Origin of the sequence: Lysinibacillus louembei, assembly GCF_033880585.1 — a bacterium.
GTDB classification, from domain to species: Bacteria; Bacillota; Bacilli; order Bacillales_A; family Planococcaceae; genus Metasolibacillus; species Metasolibacillus louembei.
Genome location: NZ_CP137624.1, coordinates 3,044,883 through 3,061,441, shown reverse-complemented (window position 1 = coordinate 3,061,441; position 16,559 = coordinate 3,044,883). Strand labels below are relative to the sequence as shown.

Genomic DNA, 16,559 nt, shown 5'->3' with positions numbered 1-16,559 from the left:
TTAATATGGTATAACAACGCCAACGCGCACAGTGCGCACGCTATTTTGCTGTAAATAAGGTAGAAGCTCCTTTGGCGTTCCTGTTAATACAACCCCAGCAATTGACCAATCCTTTGGCTCCTGTTCACCGATTAAACCGCGCACAATATCTATTGAATAGCCTTGTCGATAGGCGAGCTGCTCCTTGAACAGCTCAGCTGCTTGTATCAAGCCTGCGTCATGCCAAATGGAAAAGCCATATGTGCGTGTATCGGATACTGCGCTAAAATCCTTTGGCTGCACTGTTCTTAATTCAGGAGGGGCTTCTGCCTCTGCCTTTTTTGCATCTTCAATTTCAGTGTAGATGCCCTCATCAAGCAGCCAAGCCCATTGTGTTGTGGGAAATTGTGCCTGCACCTCGCTTAAAGGTAAAAGCTCCTGAAAGGAGATGGCTACTTCAATATTGTAGAAGTCTGGTAAGCTTACAATATAGTCCAAATCATTTTTATCTGTTGCCTCTGTTGGTACATGGAAGGTCAACGCACGTTGATTCTTCATATAAGTGGCAGCATCATTGATCGCCATAGCGCTATTTGCTTGGAGCACAGTTTGTGCGCCTAAAATGGTATGAAAATAATCATAGGAGCCCCAATCGATTAAGTGTGGACCAACTCGCTTATAAAGCTTGGAGGACGTTTTAGTTGCGACTAAAAAGTTATCGAAGCTTGTTGCATTCGATTCTATATTGGCTCCTTGTACATACATTTCGTTTTGAAATCCTTCCAACTGTGCATCAATTCGTTTATTCATCAAATAAATACTTGCGGCAAGTGCGCCCCATAATAAAGCTATAACAATTAGTGTGACAAGCACTGAAATGCAAATCGTTTTTTTCAATGATTTGCGTTTTGCTGTTTTCACTAAGCTTGAAAAGTCATCCTCACGTTCAAAAATTGATTTTTCCTCCATTATAAACCTCCTGTAATCGTTGTTTGAGCTTGCTTTTTGCTCGCGCTAGCTGGGTTTTTATTGTTTTGTCTGTCGTGCCAAACAATGTAGCGATATCCTTTAATGACAGGTCAGCACTATATTTTAATAAAATAAGCTGTGCCTCCTTATCCGAAAGAGACGAAAGCTGTGTGACGATTTCTTGCTGTAGCTCCTGTTGCATAATAATCGTTTCGGGAGTATGTAGCTCTAATAAATCCTCTAATCTAAAGGAGATCAGGTACTTGTGCTGTGACCGTGACTTTTTCAGTAAATCGTAATATTTATGTATCGCTACTTTATAGAGCCAAGCGCTTGCTTCATTTGGGGAAATACCATCGATGTATTGAATAAATTGAATGGCTGTTTCCTGCACGACATCCTCTGCGTCCTCTTTATTAGCACCCATTGTTAACAGTGTTTTATAAATGGCAAGCAGTTTTTCCTGTAGCTGTCTGTTATATAATTCATCCATATCGCCCCTCCTGCCTATATAACGATTGAAGTGGAAAAAAGTAAACAAAAAAGGGGTGCGTCCGAAAAGTCATTTTGGGACGCACCCTTTGCGACGAGGATGGTGACAATTTTAATCAAAAATTGACTATGTAAAAAAGCGGAGCCATCCGGAAAGTTCACTTTCTGGATGGCTCCTTAAATCCTTTACTTGAAAGGGTGACTCAGTACATAGTTATTATAGCAAATTATTATCATAAACGCAAACATTCGTTCTCTGAAAAAATTTCTGAACGATTTATAAGGTAGAACAGTCTAATACATAAGGGGGTGCAATCGATGGATGAAGAAAGCTTGCTTCAATTATTAGAAGCGCAGGAGGAGCGCTTTTATAAAATTGCCTATGCCTATATGCGTCATGAACAGGATGCACTGGATGCCTATCAGGAGCTTGTTTATCGCGCATTAAAGCATCGGCATAAAGTGCGTGAGCCAGCATATATGAGCACATGGCTTGTGCGTGTATTAATCAATATTTGCTTAGATATGAAGAATAAGAGGCAAGCAACTGTCACATTGGATACGGTGCAGGAGCCCGTTAGCTATGACGCGCAAACGGTGGAGCTGACTGAGCTGCTTGCAAAGCTGTCACCAGCTGAGCAGGAGCTAATTTATTTAAAATATGTAGAGGATTTAAAAAATCAAGATATTGCTGTGCGGCAAAACATTCCTGAGGGCACTGTGAAATCAAGAATACATACGACGCTGAAAAAGCTGCGTAGCTTTTGGAAGGAGGAGAGAGGATGAACAAGGAGCTACTAGAAAAACTGGAACAAATAAAAGTGCCAAAAGCCGCTTTGCAGCAAGCGCGGCTATCAGCACTTAAAAGACGACGAAAAAATAGGCGCACGTTGCAGCTGATGCTAGTCGCTGCCTTATTTTTCTTCGTATTGACAGCAAGCATCCGCCTTTCACCACAAATCGCTACCGCTGCGGCAAAGATTCCATTGCTTGCACCCTTTGTCCAAATGATTACATATGATAAAGGGATAGAGGATATTTTAGCGCATGAGTACGCAGAGGATATCGTAGTTGAGGCGGAAAGCAATGGGAAAAAATTGATGATTACAAGCGTTGTCGCAGATGAAAGCGGTCTTCTTATTGCTTATCGCTTTGACAATGGGGAAGTGATGCAGCAGCCTGTTAATTTTTCAGAGGTGAAATTGTTGCAAAATGGAGAGGCATTGCCTGCTGGTGTGACGATGTATTTTGATGGGGCAGAGGATAAGTCAATAATGGAAAGCACATTAGATGTTATTTTTGTCGAAAATACGGTGCTAAATGGCAATGATTTTGAGCTTTTTGTGCAATTAAATGATCAGCTCGAAACGACCTTTACATTGCCTTTCACACTGTCAAAGTCAGTAGCACAGAGCAAGCACTATCCGTTAAATGAGCAGCTGTTCATTGATGGACAGGAAATTTACGTCAATAGCATAGAAATCTCGCCGTTGCGTGTGGAAGTGAGCTTTACCATTCCTGAAACAAATACCAAGCGCATTTTAGATTTTGATTTGCGCCTAGTTGATGAGGTGGGAGAGGAATGGGAGACAACGAGAAATGGGACGACTGGCTATGGCGGCATTAGCAGTGGGATGTTTACACGCTTTATGCAAAGCAATTATTTCCGTGAGCCAAAATCATTAACTTTAATTGTTGAAAATGTCACAGCGCTCGAAAAGGGCAAGGATTATATCGAGGTTGATTTTAGTCAAAAGCAAGTGCTCTATATGCCAGAGGAATTGCAGGTCGAGCTGAATATTGCGAGCGAAATATCGATTGATGCCATTCATCCGCTAGAGAAGGCAGGGCATGGCAAGCCACTATTCTCGACATTAATTGATGCGAACGGAGAAGAGTGGTATTCGACACAAAGCTCTTCTTTAATCGATGACAGCAAGAAAAGTGAAAGCTCCTATCTATTTAACAAAGGCTTTGCCAACCCTGTTAAAATGTATATTCAGCACTATCCGCTTTATTTAAACGGAAGCGCAGAGCTGGAAATACCAATTCGTTAGGAAGAGAAAAGCGTTTTCGACAATCGAAAACGCCTTTTTTGTTTAGTCTTCTGGTGTAAATGTACGGCTTGCTAATTCAGCATCTAGCATGAAAATCGCATTAGAGTCGTCCTCGATGCGGCGCAGCTTGGCGATAAGTGTATCGAATGTTGCTTCTTCCTCTACTTGCTCATCGATGAACCATTTTAAGAAGGCTGTTGTTGCATGCTCGCGCTCATCCAATGCGATGTCCATTAAATTGTAAATGCGACGTGTTACTTCCTTTTCATGACCTAATGCCTTTTCGAAAGCATCGCGCACTGATGCGAAGTCATTGTGTGGGTGCTCAAAGCCATCGATTGTTGCACGGTAGCCCATATCGCTTAAAAATGTGTAGAATTTCATTGCGTGATAGCGCTCTTCCTCCGCTTGTACTAAAAAGAAGTTTGCAAAACCATCGTATGCCTCGTCTGTGCAGTAGGCAGCCATTGCCAAGTAGGCATGTGCAGAGAAAAATTCGTAATTCATTTGATCATTCAATGCTTTGTGTAGTTTTTCAGATAACATCGTTGTTACCTCCTTCATATGATTTTGCTATTGATAATGATTATCAATACAGTTATTTTATCCTTTTTTTGATAATGAAGGCAAGCTTTTTCTGTAAATAGATGCGCTGTATGAGGAATTCGGTTACTATAGTGGTAGCTATTTAAACTAGGAAGGACTAGATTTATGCTGGAATCATTTCAACAATTTTTTCTCGATTTACAGGATGTAACTGTACAAAGGATTAGCGCAGCAATTGGCTTGCTGTTTACAGGGCTCATTGTGCAGCGATATATTATGAAGCCGTTTATTAATTGGAATGGGCGCTTTTTTGAAAAGCGGGGTAAAACGTTTGAAGCAAGGGTGCTGATGCAATTTAGCAGTGCCATTCGCTACGCCTTTTTAATTTGTATTATTTTTATTAGCCTGTCCATTGTATTGGATAACTGGCTTATCACAAATCCGAAAACGGCCAATTTATTTTGGTCGTTGATGTTATTTTTTATTTTTAAAGGGTTTGCAGATGTCATTTCTTATTATATTGAGCATCCCGATAGCATTTATACACAGCACAAGCAGTATGTGCTCATGCCTTTTTTCCTGCGCATTGCCAAAGTAACGGTGTATGTGGCAGCATTATTTGCAATTGCTTCACTATGGGATTTTAATATTAATGGCTTTCTAACAGGGATTGGCTTAACAGGTGTGGCGATTGCCTTCGGTATTCGCGATACGCTTGGGCACTTTTTTGGTGGAATGTCTGTTGCACTTGATAAGCCGTTTCAAATAGGTGATTGGATTGCAACAGAGGACCAAAAGATTGAAGGCATCGTCGAGGATGTCAATTTGCGTAGTACCGTTATTCAAACAGGGGATAAAGGGCTTGTTTACGTACCGAATGCTTATTTAGCGAATCGCCCGATTTATAATTTGTCGAAGCGAGAAAAGCGCAAATGCGAATTTTATTTATATGTATCGACAGCTAATAGCGAGGGGATATTGCGCGAAGCTTGCGAGCATTTACAGAAGGAAATTTATTTGCATAGCGCGACAGAAAAAGAGAATATTCATGTCTATATAGATGAATTGCGCCCAACATCCTATCGCATATTAGTGCGCTTTTTCATCGTCACAAATGATGGGGGACAAATGCAGGCGGTGAAGCAGGATATTTTATTTGCCACAAAGCATATTTTTGAGCAGGCAGGCATTGTCTATGCGGAGGATGAAATTTGGGTGCAGATGTGAAACGTAGAATAAACTGAAAAAAACGTAGAATAAAAAAGCTGTAGGGAGCGCATCCCTACAGCCATCATTTTTATTTTACATCCTTTGTCCATGCATCCACTTTGTCGCGGTTCTTTTCAATCCAGTCATTTGCTGCATCCTTTGGCGATTGCCCGTCATGGATTGCCAGCATTACTTCTTCAATGTCCTCTGGTGCCCATTCAAAAGCATCTAACACTTTATATGCCTCAGGCGCATCATCCTTTAAGCCTTGACGTGTAAATGTGTTAATTGTTTCCTCGCCACCGAAAGAGCCTTTAGGGTCCTCTAAATATTTTAAGTCATAAGAGGCGAATTTCCAGTGTGGAGACCAGCCTGTCACGATAATTTCCTCATTATTGGCAATCGCTTGGTCAAGCGCAACCGTCATCGCACCTGAAGAGGATGGTAGTAATGACCAATCTGCTAAATTTGGATAATCGGCAAGGGCTGTTTCAGCAGCGCTCATCACACCAGCACCCGCCTCAATCCCTGTAATCGTTGAGCTTGCCTCAACTGTTAAATCATCAATTGAGCTTACTTCCATGTAACTTGGCACAACTAAGCCAATTTTAGCGCCTTTTAAGTTTTCACCAAGATGCTCCACTTGATCACCATATTTTTCAAGCTGTGCACCGTGTGTTGCTGGTAGCCAGCCTGCGACCATCGCATCTGCTTCACCTTTTGACACAGATTCCCACATAATCGCATTGTCTAATGGTGTTAATGTCACATCATAGCCGATTTCCTCTAGCACCTGCCCAACGACATGCGTTGAAGCAACCTCTGTGTCCCATTCTACATAGGCTAAATTAATTTTTCCTAAGTTGTCTCCATCGCTAGACGAAGAGTCGCCTCCGCAAGCCGCTAATGCAACGGCTGCGCTCATTGCTGTTAATCCTAAAAACCATTTGTTCTTTTTCATATTCAAACAACTCCTATTTCTTTTTATTTAAGCTCTGCGTTAAACGGTCTACGATAATCGCAAAGATTACTAAGCTTAATCCTGCAACGAAGCCGTTGCCGACCTGTGCACGCTGCAATGCAGATAATACTTCTCGCCCAAGTCCTGGCGCACCAATCATCGAAGCGATAACGACCATAGATAACGACAGTAATACTGTTTGGTTAATACCAGCCATAATTGTTGACTTGGCAAGTGGCAATTCAACCTTAAATAATTTTTGTCTACCTGTACTACCGAAAGAATCGGATGCTTCCACAAGCTCTTTTGGCACTTGGCGAATCCCTAAATTCGTGAAGCGTACAGTAGGGGGAAGGGCGAAAATAACCGATGCGAATACCCCTGGCACGACGCCGATGCCGAAAAAGGCAACCGCTGGAATTAAATAAACGAAGCCAGGCATTGTTTGCATAAAGTCTAAAATCGGTTTAATAATATTTTCAGCCACGCTATTTTTCGACATTAAAATACCGATTGGTACACCTAATACAATTGCGATAATACTTGAGAACAGAACGAGCGTGAAGGTATTCATTAATTGTTCCCATAATCCTTGATTGTAAATAAACAGCAAACCAATAATTGAGAAAATCGGTAAGCCGAATTTTCTTCTCGTTGCGAAAAAGGCGAGTATGGCAATGAGTAAAATAAAGACAATTGGTGGAACCATCGTCAATAAGGCAGTAACGCTTTCCATGACCGTTTTGCCGCTCTCTTGTACTATTTTAAATAGGCCAGAAAACGTGCCAGTTAGCCATTCCATAGCCTTTTCAACAGCATCTGCTACTTGTAGCTTAGGTATGTTATTCATTCAGCTCACCTCCTTGTGATGATGAGGCAAGTGATTCGATAATGACACCGCGGATTAAAATGCCGCGCAATTTACCCTCATCGACAACCGCAACAGGTGTTGGGCTATCTGAAATAATTGGTAAAATATCCTGAATTAACGTCGTTGAATCGACGATAGGCATATCTGTTTTAACGAAAGACTGTACCGACTTCAAGCCATTTTTAGCGCCTTCTAGCGCATCATTTGCTGTAATATAGCCTTTGAAATTACGTAGCTTATCAACGGCGATTAAAACGCTGATTTCTTCCTCACGCATACGTTTTAAAGCAACGGTTGGACCGTCATTTTCAACGTTCACTGTCATCGGACGTACCATGACATTTTCAGCTGTTAATACTTTCGAACGGTCAACATCCTCTAAGAATGTACGGATATAATCGTTGGCTGGGTTCGTTAAAATTTCCTCACCTGTGCCGATTTGCATAATTTTTCCGTCCTTCATAATAGCGATGCGATCACCGATACGCAATGCCTCATTTAAATCATGGGTAATAAAAATAATTGTTTTTTGAACGTTCGCTTGTAGCTCTAATAATTCGTCTTGCATATCTTTTCGAATTAATGGATCGAGTGCAGAAAAAGCTTCATCCATTAATAAAATTTCAGGATCATTGGCAAGGGCACGTGCAAGACCTACACGCTGCTGCATCCCACCTGATAGCTGGCTTGGATACTGGTCTTTATAAGCCAATAAGCCAGCATTTTGTAAAGCCTTTTCTGCTTTCAATCGTCGTTCCTCTTTTGAGATGCCTCTTACTTCTAGGCCATATTCTGTGTTTTCAAGAATCGTGCGGTGGGGGAATAAACCGAAGTTTTGGAACACCATGCTCATTTTTTGACGGCGAATATTTTGTAGCTCACCTTTATTTAAAGCCGTAATATTTTGCCCATCAATATAAATCTTCCCACTAGTTGGGTCGATTAATCTATTTAACAGACGGATCAGTGTAGATTTCCCGCTACCGGAAAGCCCCATAATAACAAAAATTTCACCTTCATTAACGGTGAAATTCGCATCATATACACCGACCGTTGCACCTGTTTTTTCAAGAATTTCCGTTTTGCTCTTTTGCTGTTCTACGAGCTTTAAAGCATTCGCAGTTTGCTTACCAAAAATTTTGGTGACATGCTCTATTTTTAATTTTTCCATCGTCTCACTTCTTTCTTCTTCGTTTCTCGGCATAATAAGTGAACTTTTTCAATGTTATATCCTTATTCCCAAATAAGTAGATATTTAGATTTATCGTAACCGACAACTTAATGTTAACAATAGGTTGTTACTTTTGTCAAATGAATGTAACCAATTTGACAAAAATGACAACGACAAAAAAATGCAAGGAAAGCAGTGATAACAATGCTTTTCTTGCACTTCGAAGAAAAAATTAAATTTGTAAAAAATCCTTGACTTTGACGATCGCTTCATCATCACCAATGAAATAAATGACATTGCCAATATTCAGTGTTGCATAAGGTCCTGGCGATAAAATTAAATGGTCATCTTTGCGAATCGCAATAATCGTTGCGTGTGTATTATGCCAAAAATTAATTTCACTTAAATTCTGGTCTAAATATGGACATGCCTCTGTAATTTCAAGCTGAAAAGGAACGAAAGGGTTAATGGAGCGGAAGCGCTCTGTCCGGTTGACTAATTCCTTCGCTGTTTCCTGCATAGTCATTAAATCGCTAATTTGCTTGTCAATTGCTTGCTGCAATGAAACTTGTAGCTCTCGAACCGTTTGCACGCCTTCAAGACGTTGAATGAGCTTGACCGCATTTTCATAGGAGGTGATGACAACACCACTGCCCTTTGTCGCTTCCACAATTTCTAAATCCTGCAACACCGCTATTGCGCGGCGGGCTGTTTCTGCTGATACACCATATTGTGATGCGAGTGATGAACGCGCATATATTTTATCACCAACAATATATTTTTTTTCCACAATTTTTGCCGCAATATCTTCGGCAATCGTTTGATAGCGTGGCTTTTTAATTTGCAATTTTTTTGTTTCCATCGTGCTTGCCTCTTTCATAGTATGCTTCTTCCTATAGTATATCATTGCTACTGAAAGCGCACGTATTTGTTATATAATAAGAAGGGGTGATTTTCCTATGGAGCAAATTGTAGAATGGTTAACATCATCAAAGCATACCGTCGTTTTAACAGGGGCAGGCATGTCAACGGAGAGTGGGCTAGCCGATTTTCGCTCGAAAAGTGGCTGGTGGCAACAGATTGACCCACGCACTGTCGCAACAACGGAGGCGCTCACTTCGAATTATGCGCTGTTCCAGCAATTTTATGCGGCTAGAATACAAGCATTAGAGGATGTTAAGCCACATGATGGGCATTTTATTTTAGCGAATTGGCAGCGACGTGGACTTATCCAGCATATTGCTACACAAAACGTTGATGGGCTACATACGTTAGCAGGTAGTGACAATGTAGACGAGCTGCACGGCTCGATTCGCTCAGTGCGCTGCCAAAAATGCGGTCAAGCGGCTGAAATGCAGCATTTTTTAGCAAAAGAAGCATGTCCATGTGGTGGGAAATTGCGTCCGAATGTCGTGCTGTTTGGTGAAAATTTGCCACAGGAGGCATGGAATCATACATTGTCCCATATGAAGGCAGCGCAGCTTGTTATTGTGATTGGCACAAGCTTAGAGGTATATCCAGTGAGTCAATTGCCACACATGACAAACGGCAAAACGGTCTATATTAATCTGGAAAGTGGGCAAAGTCATTTTGATCTAACAATTGAGGGCAAGGCAGGAGAAACATTAAAAATAATCGATGCGTTGCTTAAGCATGATACAATATAGAACAAAGGAGCGGATAAATATGTTAAAAACAACTGTATTTGAGCAATTAAAAATAGCGATGAAAGAAAAGGATACGCTAGCAAAGGGTGTATTAACGCTTGTTAAATCAGCATTAGACCTTGCAGAGAAGGAAAAGGGTAGCGTTTTAACAGCAGAAGAGGAGATTGCTATCGTCAATCGCGAAATTAAGCAAACGAATCAAGCGTTAGAAGGGGCACAATCGGCAGGAAGAGAAGATTTAATTGACAAAGAGCAAGCGAAACTAGAAATTTTAAAGCGCTTCTTACCAAAGCAATTAACGGAAGAGGAAATCGTTGCACAGCTGACAGCAGCAGGCGTTACAAAAGGTATGAATATGGGCGATGCGATGAAAATTGCCAAGCCACTTTTAGCAGGCAAAGCGGATGGGGCGTTGATGTCGAAGGCTGTGAAAAGCTTGATTTAACAAGCTAGCACTGACGATGAAAAAAATAATTTCCCTTTTAATCTTAGTTTTAATATTTTTTGTTGCTGGATTAATTTATTTGAATAGGAATCAATCTTTAATGAATTTAGAGAATTTTCCATCTGAACATTCAATTGAAGGTGCTGCGTTAACATCAATTGAACATTTTTCTGATAAAGATGCCTATCTCTATCATTTAAATGATGATGAATTTGTGATGCTATTACAATTGTTATCACAGGCATCTGTAAAGAAATCGTTTGGCGCCCAGGAGGCGACAGCGGAATATTATTTAATTATTAGCTCAAAAGAAAAGGATTATATTTTTCCTGTAAACGATCATAAAATGAGTATTGGCTTTAATCAACTATACGAGCTTCAGGATCATGCTTTAACAGATTTTCTTGATGCAATAGCTAATAAAAATAGCGCTTCACAAACATAGTGAGGCGCTATTTTTGAATATTTAATATGAAAATTGACTTAAAATCTGCTTTAATTCCTTGCTCAACGTCTGTAGCTCATCTGCGGAACGTGCAACGCTTTCAATCGCTTTATGCTGCTCATCTGCGGATGCGGCTACTTCCTCTGTTGTTGCGGCGGTTTGCTCTGTAATCGCGGTCATGCTTTCAATTGCAGTAGCTGTGCCGTTCTGCAAACTCGTAATGTTATGCATGCCTTGTGAAACTTCCGAAATAGAGTGCTGAATCGTTTCAATAGATTGGGAAATCGTTTGGAAAGCTTGCTCTGTTTCGATTGTCACTTGCTCCTGCTTGCCTGCAATTACTTGAGTTTGCTGGAGGGCAGTAGAAGCATTTGTTGATTCCTTCAGCATGAGCTGAATCATCTCGCGAATTTGCGTTGTCGCATTGGCAGATTCCTCGGCTAGCTTTCTTACCTCGTCTGCCACGACCGCAAAGCCTTTGCCATGCTCACCAGCACGTGCCGCCTCAATGCTTGCGTTCAGTGCAAGTAAATTCGTTTGGTCAGCGATGCCAGAAATAACCTCCGTCACAGTACCGATGCTTGTTACCTTTGCAAGCAACTCACTCATCACGGCATGGACATCTGCTAGCACCTTTGTAGAGGCAGTTGCGGTATCGCGTAGCTGCACTACTTGCTTCATGCCTTCTGCACTAGCGCTCGTCGCTTCCTGCGATTGTGTCAGCATGCTCGCCGTTACTTCAGCAACACGCTCTACTTGATGGGATACTTCCTGTACTTTTTCATTTGTTGTTTCAGCATCGATTGCCCCCTGGGAAGCGCCTTTTGCCATATCATGAATCGCATTTGTAATATTTTCAATAGATACGGTCGTTTCCTCTACAACAGCGCTGACTACATTCGATGTTTCGACAACCTCTTCAGCTGCGTTATCTACAGATTGCACGAGTGAGCGTAAGTTTTCCTTCATCGTATTGACCGATTGACCTAGCTTACCTAGCTCGTCCTGCTGGTTTAGCTGTAGCGCTTCACCCGCAAGATTGCCACTGGCAATTTGCTCTGTTTCACGCATAATCATCAAAATAATCTGGACAATTCGCTTGATCACGATGATGCCAATGCTCACAACAATCGCTAGCGTAATGACTAAAGCAGCAATCATTACAATGTTCTTCCATTGATTATCTGATTGTAAGCTTTCGATTGATTGTTGGGCAGTGCTATCAATTAATTGCTCAATTTCATCTAAATTACTGCGTGCCATTTCAAAGGTCGCATCAATTTCCTCGACCGCTAAAGTGGACTGCAATGCTTGACTTTGCCAGTGTGTAAAATTTTCATTAAAAAGATCAAAGTTTTGGGCCATTGTTTGACCAGATTGTTCATGTAACAATGCGGTAAAGGCATCTGTTCCTTCCAGCAATTGACGTGCCTTTTGGACACGCTGCGTTACCTGCTCAATATTTTCCTCGTAATCCTTTTTATTCGCATCAATCTCTTGATTGCTTGTGCTCTCAAACATGCGAATAATTGCTAGATTTGCCTGATATAAATCACGGTCTGCCTCAATCAGGCTTGTTTGGGCAGTGTATACCTCATCATATAAAATTGTTTTTAAATGCGTAAAGCTTTGCTGACTTAGCAGCATATTGACGATAAATATGACAATTAGCAAAATAATCGGCATGGAAAATAGTAAACCTAATTTTGTACGAATAGACCAATGTTTCATTATTATCACCCCTTCAATTAACTAAATAATAGCATATTTATAATAGAATAAAGGATAAATATTCTAAAAAACAGCATAAAAAAAGCATGCAATGCTTGCTATATTATGCTATACTGTTAGCAATTCGAAACGGAAAGGAAGATGGGTGGCCGATGTTAAACTAACCTGATTTTTTACACATGATGAATCATTCAGCATGAAAAAAAACAGGATTAGTCTGCCCATTTTCCAAAAATGCTTGTTTTTTCGCTTATGCGGAAAAGCTTATTTGTTGCCGACTAATCCTTCCATTACGGGAGGATTTTTTTGTTCTCCTAAAGCTTAAGGGGGCATTTTTATGATAGAACTATTAAAAATACATGATGTGACACTTGAATTCGAGCAAGTTGTTTTATTGCAAAACGTGCGATTATCGTTAACAGAAGGTGATGTTGTTGGCATCGTTGGCAAAAATGGTGCAGGCAAATCAACTCTTCTGCATTTGCTTAATGGTGATATGGAGCCAAGTACAGGCACTATGCAATGGCAGCGTCATATAACACCGCTCTACATTCAGCAAGAGCAGGAAACGTATGATGAAACGTCATACGCCAATGCCGAGCTTTTAGCGAAATGGCATGTACCTGACAATGACTATTCGACGTTAAGTGGCGGCGAAAAGCTGAAGCTGCGCCTTGTAGCGGGCTTTTCAAAGGCAAAGGACTTACTTTTATTAGATGAGCCAACAAACCATTTAGATGATGCAAGCATTCAGCTATTAATCGAGCAAATGAAAGCATATAAAGGAACGATTGTCGTTGCGTCGCATGACCGAGCGTTTTTAGATAAGGTTGCGACAAAAATTTGGGCGATTGAAAATAAAGAAATACGTGCATATCACGGCAACTACACGTATTATAAAAAGGTTCGTGCCGATGAACGAAAGGCGCAGCAGCATGCCTATGAGCAGCAGCAAAAGAAAATCGAGCGCATTGAGGGGCAGCTAACAAATTTAACAAGCTGGTCAAATAAAGCGCATGCGCAGTCAACAAAACAGGAAGGCTTTAAAGAATATCACCGTGTGAAGGCGAAGCGTACGGACTCTCAAATTAAATCAAAAAGAAAACGCCTAGAGCAGGAGCTAAAGACGGCAAAAGTAGAGCAGGTAGCAAAGCCGTATGAGGTGCAATTCGAAATTCATGCAACAGCGAAGCGAGGCAAGCGCTTTTTAGAGGCAACAGGCATTGAAAAGCGTATTGGGAACAAGCTGTTATTTAAAGCACAGCATTTTACAATTATGCATGGTGAAAAAGTGGCGCTTATCGGTCCAAATGGTGCGGGCAAAACGACTTTTTTACAGATGGTGATGGGGAAGGAAGCCTATGACGGCAAGCTGTGGCTCTCACCGACCGCATCCATCGGCTATTTATCGCAAAATGTCTTCGATTTGCCGTTAATGCAAACACCTGCGCAAATTTTCCATCGCGCTACCTTTGAGGACAGAAGCGTTGTTCAGCATTTAATGAAGCAGCTTGGCTTCACGGCGGTGCATTGGGAAAACCCAATTGATACGATGAGCATGGGCGAACGCGTCAAGCTAAAGCTGATGCAATTTATTTTGCAAAATAAAGATGTGCTGCTGCTAGATGAGCCAACAAATCATTTAGATATGGAGTCACGTGAGCAGCTAGAGGCGACATTACAGCAATTTACAGGCACCATTTTAGCGGTGTCACATGACCAATATTTTTTACAACAAATCACGGATGAGCAGCTTATCATTGAAGATGGCAGGTTAAAAAAGCATGTCGTACAGCAGGAAATTCAGCAGGACAATAGCGCAGTATTACTAGCATTAGAAACAGAGCGGCAGGCTGTCTTAGGGAAGCTAAGCCTTGCACAGCTTGGCTCTGAACAATATATGAAATTAGATCAACGCTTTAATGAGCTGACGAAGGAAATTAATGTGTTGAAAACTAAATAAAGACGGAGAGCCTAATTAGGCGTCTCTGTTTTTTCTTTAACTACACCTTGGCAACAATTCACCCTTCAGTAAACTAAATCTCTTTATATAACAGAAGATAATTATAAATAAATTTAACATGGATAATTCATCAACTTCTTTTTACAACTCTTCTATAACAATTAATCTATCATTATAATAAGACAAAATTTTACTTTTCAATTCTTTTCGATATCTTTGAAAAAATAAATCATGCTGATAATACGATAATCACTATAGGTACTAATTACATCAAGCTATTCATGATTAAACTATTAATGAAAACATTTATTGCGGTCTTAATCTTCTAATTTAACAATTGATAAAGGTGACAGAAGTGAATTAATTAATTCAGAACTAAATGTTCACTTCATTCTGCTCCCATGAATTACGATTGACAGCCTTCACGTTCTCCTCTTTCTTACATTTTAAAAAAACTGCCCTTCAAAAAGGCAGCCGATTATTTAACAAAAGTATACGTTTTTAGATTTTAAATTATTTTCAGTTTTAAGAATATTCTACCCAAACTTTATATCTCCTATTATTATCATTATCCCTCATAGTTTTCGTAAAAACTCTGAAGCCTTTCATCCCAGCAAGTCTAAAAGCTAAAGAATAAGCTACCTTATAATCTGGTGTGTCATAACCATCATACAGTCTTGCATACATTTCATTTCCTATTGAATCAGCCCATACATCTGCTTCGTATAAACTATCAAATATAGTATCTTCTATCTTCCATCTAAGTGTCATCTTTTAGCCCCCATCTAGAAAATTTAATTTACTCTACATTTAAAAAGATATAATATGTTTCATTTTTTCTTAATTACTATTATAGCTATAAAAAATAGCCACAGTCATTATTAATAATCTGAATCATTTCTAATATAGATTGAAAAGTTTGTATCCTCTTTTAATCCAGCATCATCATTTAAACCAACATACCATTAAGCCATAACAATAATATCTTCAGTATGAGTCAAGCTTTAATTCCTTATGAATTCTTTTAACAAGCTACCATATGAAATTAAATTTTTATACATTAATGCTTTATTCATATCCTTCACTGCTTTTATATTTTTATATAGTTGTCTTGTAATCCGTTTCGTCTCCTCTCCCTTTTGAAGTTGCAAGTATAGCAAAAGTCTGTTAACTCAAAGTTCTCTTACTTACTTGCATTCTTTCACCTATTATCTTTAAGTAAAGGAATTTGAAGAAGTTTTATAATAAAATTAAGTGTTCTTTTTGAGTGCAAATATCTTATTACATATAAACATAAATTTTGATATTAATAAATTATCACCATGCGTTCCCTCTCCTTATTTTTAAGTATATATATGCTATTGATGGAGAATGTTTAAGTTGGTAAAATAAGGTGAGCGTCGATAAATGGTGAATATTGTTGATTGAGCGAATATTTTTTCATTTTTTCGAAACTTTCTTGGAAGTTATTCGTAAATAAGGTAATACATAAGAAAGGGGGATGGCCAAGGTGTTTGGATTTTCACTCACAGCGATTTATTTAACCATATTGATTGTGATTGGTAGCTGTACAATACTCTATTTCGTATTTGCTGATTTAGCGGATGGTATAGCAGAAGGAATCCCATTTTTCGACCCAGCTGTGATACTTTCATTTATTTCTATCACAGCAGCAAGTGGCTATTTGCTTGAACGCTTTACTTCTCTAACAAGCATTGTCGCTTTCGTCATTGCGCTAGTAATTGCAGCGATTTTCACCGCATTGCTGTATTTCTTCCTACTAGTCCCGTTGCGCTCAGCAGAGGTGTCGCTCGTTTACACGGACGCATCGTTAGAAGGGCAGACGGGGAGAGTCATTGTACCAATTCCGCTAGATGGCTTTGGTGAAATTGTTATCGAATCGGTGAACGGAATCATTTCGAAACGAGCAGCGAGCTATCAAGGTGACGAAATTCCATATGACACGAAGGTTTTAATTATTGAAGTAAAAGAGGGGACGGCTTTTGTTACATCATATGACAAAGGCTTCGCCAACGCATAATTTAAAGGAGGA

General features: G+C 40.0%; 17 protein-coding genes. 8 read left to right on the top strand and 9 right to left on the bottom strand.

Annotated features, from left to right (window positions below; translation table 11 throughout):
- Positions 1 to 948: an anti sigma factor C-terminal domain-containing protein gene (locus R6U77_RS15240; protein ID WP_319836291.1), complete on the bottom strand. Its 948-nt coding sequence runs from the start codon at positions 946 to 948 to the stop codon at positions 1 to 3.
- Positions 926 to 1,441, bottom strand: a complete 516-nt coding sequence (locus tag R6U77_RS15235; protein WP_319836290.1) for an RNA polymerase sigma factor — start codon at positions 1,439 to 1,441, stop codon at positions 926 to 928. Before R6U77_RS15235 ends, R6U77_RS15240 begins: the two co-directional genes overlap by 23 nt.
- 317 nt (positions 1,442 to 1,758) lie before the next feature.
- Here R6U77_RS15235 and R6U77_RS15230 point away from each other — a divergent pair, with 317 nt between their 5' ends.
- Positions 1,759 to 2,226, top strand: coding sequence for a sigma-70 family RNA polymerase sigma factor (locus R6U77_RS15230; RefSeq protein ID WP_319836289.1), 468 nt, complete (start codon positions 1,759 to 1,761; stop codon positions 2,224 to 2,226).
- A complete protein-coding gene (locus R6U77_RS15225) occupies positions 2,223 to 3,497 on the top strand; it encodes a DUF4179 domain-containing protein (RefSeq protein WP_319836288.1) in 1,275 nt (424 codons plus the stop codon). Before R6U77_RS15230 ends, R6U77_RS15225 begins: the two co-directional genes overlap by 4 nt.
- 42 nt (positions 3,498 to 3,539) lie before the next feature.
- Here the strand turns inward: R6U77_RS15225 and R6U77_RS15220 are convergent, their stop codons facing one another.
- Positions 3,540 to 4,043: a ferritin gene (locus R6U77_RS15220; RefSeq protein ID WP_293929602.1), complete on the bottom strand. Its 504-nt coding sequence runs from the start codon at positions 4,041 to 4,043 to the stop codon at positions 3,540 to 3,542.
- Between the two features lie 165 nt (positions 4,044 to 4,208).
- Here R6U77_RS15220 and R6U77_RS15215 point away from each other — a divergent pair, with 165 nt between their 5' ends.
- A complete protein-coding gene (locus R6U77_RS15215; protein WP_319836287.1) occupies positions 4,209 to 5,270 on the top strand; it encodes a mechanosensitive ion channel family protein in 1,062 nt (353 codons plus the stop codon).
- Between the two features lie 70 nt (positions 5,271 to 5,340).
- Here the strand turns inward: R6U77_RS15215 and R6U77_RS15210 are convergent, their stop codons facing one another.
- The 4 genes from R6U77_RS15210 to R6U77_RS15195 all read right to left on the bottom strand — a co-directional run bounded on the left by R6U77_RS15210 (position 5,341) and on the right by R6U77_RS15195 (position 9,117).
- Positions 5,341 to 6,213 (bottom strand): glycine betaine ABC transporter substrate-binding protein, encoded by an 873-nt coding sequence (locus R6U77_RS15210; protein ID WP_293929600.1) that lies wholly within the window; start codon positions 6,211 to 6,213, stop codon positions 5,341 to 5,343.
- Positions 6,214 to 6,226: 13 nt separating this feature from the next.
- Positions 6,227 to 7,063: an ABC transporter permease gene (locus R6U77_RS15205; RefSeq protein ID WP_319836286.1), complete on the bottom strand. Its 837-nt coding sequence runs from the start codon at positions 7,061 to 7,063 to the stop codon at positions 6,227 to 6,229.
- The gene (locus tag R6U77_RS15200; protein WP_293929598.1) at positions 7,056 to 8,255 is read right to left on the bottom strand and encodes a quaternary amine ABC transporter ATP-binding protein; all 1,200 of its coding nucleotides are present in this window, start codon (positions 8,253 to 8,255) and stop codon (positions 7,056 to 7,058) included. Before R6U77_RS15200 ends, R6U77_RS15205 begins: the two co-directional genes overlap by 8 nt.
- 232 nt (positions 8,256 to 8,487) lie before the next feature.
- A complete protein-coding gene (locus tag R6U77_RS15195; RefSeq protein ID WP_293929597.1) occupies positions 8,488 to 9,117 on the bottom strand; it encodes a GntR family transcriptional regulator in 630 nt (209 codons plus the stop codon).
- A gap of 97 nt (positions 9,118 to 9,214) precedes the next feature.
- Here R6U77_RS15195 and R6U77_RS15190 point away from each other — a divergent pair, with 97 nt between their 5' ends.
- From R6U77_RS15190 to R6U77_RS15180, 3 genes are all read left to right on the top strand, one after another.
- Positions 9,215 to 9,922 (top strand): SIR2 family NAD-dependent protein deacylase, encoded by a 708-nt coding sequence (locus tag R6U77_RS15190; RefSeq protein ID WP_319836285.1) that lies wholly within the window; start codon positions 9,215 to 9,217, stop codon positions 9,920 to 9,922.
- A 19-nt stretch (positions 9,923 to 9,941) separates the two neighbouring features.
- Complete coding sequence (locus R6U77_RS15185; RefSeq protein ID WP_293929595.1) at positions 9,942 to 10,367, top strand: GatB/YqeY domain-containing protein; 426 nt, start codon at positions 9,942 to 9,944, stop codon at positions 10,365 to 10,367.
- A 100-nt stretch (positions 10,368 to 10,467) separates the two neighbouring features.
- A complete protein-coding gene (locus R6U77_RS15180) occupies positions 10,468 to 10,812 on the top strand; it encodes a hypothetical protein (protein ID WP_319836284.1) in 345 nt (114 codons plus the stop codon).
- Between the two features lie 21 nt (positions 10,813 to 10,833).
- On the opposite strand, the gene R6U77_RS15175 is transcribed toward R6U77_RS15180, so the two are convergent.
- Complete coding sequence (locus tag R6U77_RS15175) at positions 10,834 to 12,543, bottom strand: methyl-accepting chemotaxis protein (protein ID WP_319836283.1); 1,710 nt, start codon at positions 12,541 to 12,543, stop codon at positions 10,834 to 10,836.
- A 337-nt stretch (positions 12,544 to 12,880) separates the two neighbouring features.
- Here R6U77_RS15175 and abc-f point away from each other — a divergent pair, with 337 nt between their 5' ends.
- Positions 12,881 to 14,506, top strand: coding sequence for a ribosomal protection-like ABC-F family protein (gene abc-f, locus R6U77_RS15170; RefSeq protein ID WP_319836282.1), 1,626 nt, complete (start codon positions 12,881 to 12,883; stop codon positions 14,504 to 14,506).
- A 525-nt stretch (positions 14,507 to 15,031) separates the two neighbouring features.
- On the opposite strand, the gene R6U77_RS15165 is transcribed toward abc-f, so the two are convergent.
- Positions 15,032 to 15,277 (bottom strand): hypothetical protein, encoded by a 246-nt coding sequence (locus R6U77_RS15165; protein WP_293929591.1) that lies wholly within the window; start codon positions 15,275 to 15,277, stop codon positions 15,032 to 15,034.
- A gap of 739 nt (positions 15,278 to 16,016) precedes the next feature.
- Here R6U77_RS15165 and R6U77_RS15160 point away from each other — a divergent pair.
- A complete protein-coding gene (locus tag R6U77_RS15160; protein ID WP_319836281.1) occupies positions 16,017 to 16,547 on the top strand; it encodes an NfeD family protein in 531 nt (176 codons plus the stop codon).
- The last annotated feature ends 12 nt before the right edge of the window (positions 16,548 to 16,559 follow it).

What these genes read in the sequence shown, in the direction of transcription:
- R6U77_RS15240 (WP_319836291.1), bottom strand. Translation starts at nt 948, where the DNA reads ATGGAGGAAAAATCAATTTTTGAACGTGAGGATGACTTTTCAAGCTTA.
- R6U77_RS15235 (WP_319836290.1), bottom strand. Translation starts at nt 1,441, where the DNA reads ATGGATGAATTATATAACAGACAGCTACAGGAAAAACTGCTTGCCATT.
- R6U77_RS15230 (WP_319836289.1), top strand. Translation starts at nt 1,759, where the DNA reads ATGGATGAAGAAAGCTTGCTTCAATTATTAGAAGCGCAGGAGGAGCGC.
- R6U77_RS15225 (WP_319836288.1), top strand. Translation starts at nt 2,223, where the DNA reads ATGAACAAGGAGCTACTAGAAAAACTGGAACAAATAAAAGTGCCAAAA.
- R6U77_RS15220 (WP_293929602.1), bottom strand. Translation starts at nt 4,043, where the DNA reads ATGTTATCTGAAAAACTACACAAAGCATTGAATGATCAAATGAATTAC.
- R6U77_RS15215 (WP_319836287.1), top strand. Translation starts at nt 4,209, where the DNA reads ATGCTGGAATCATTTCAACAATTTTTTCTCGATTTACAGGATGTAACT.
- R6U77_RS15210 (WP_293929600.1), bottom strand. Translation starts at nt 6,213, where the DNA reads ATGAAAAAGAACAAATGGTTTTTAGGATTAACAGCAATGAGCGCAGCC.
- R6U77_RS15205 (WP_319836286.1), bottom strand. Translation starts at nt 7,063, where the DNA reads ATGAATAACATACCTAAGCTACAAGTAGCAGATGCTGTTGAAAAGGCT.
- R6U77_RS15200 (WP_293929598.1), bottom strand. Translation starts at nt 8,255, where the DNA reads ATGGAAAAATTAAAAATAGAGCATGTCACCAAAATTTTTGGTAAGCAA.
- R6U77_RS15195 (WP_293929597.1), bottom strand. Translation starts at nt 9,117, where the DNA reads ATGGAAACAAAAAAATTGCAAATTAAAAAGCCACGCTATCAAACGATT.
- R6U77_RS15190 (WP_319836285.1), top strand. Translation starts at nt 9,215, where the DNA reads ATGGAGCAAATTGTAGAATGGTTAACATCATCAAAGCATACCGTCGTT.
- R6U77_RS15185 (WP_293929595.1), top strand. Translation starts at nt 9,942, where the DNA reads ATGTTAAAAACAACTGTATTTGAGCAATTAAAAATAGCGATGAAAGAA.
- R6U77_RS15180 (WP_319836284.1), top strand. Translation starts at nt 10,468, where the DNA reads ATGAATTTAGAGAATTTTCCATCTGAACATTCAATTGAAGGTGCTGCG.
- R6U77_RS15175 (WP_319836283.1), bottom strand. Translation starts at nt 12,543, where the DNA reads ATGAAACATTGGTCTATTCGTACAAAATTAGGTTTACTATTTTCCATG.
- abc-f (WP_319836282.1), top strand. Translation starts at nt 12,881, where the DNA reads ATGATAGAACTATTAAAAATACATGATGTGACACTTGAATTCGAGCAA.
- R6U77_RS15165 (WP_293929591.1), bottom strand. Translation starts at nt 15,277, where the DNA reads ATGACACTTAGATGGAAGATAGAAGATACTATATTTGATAGTTTATAC.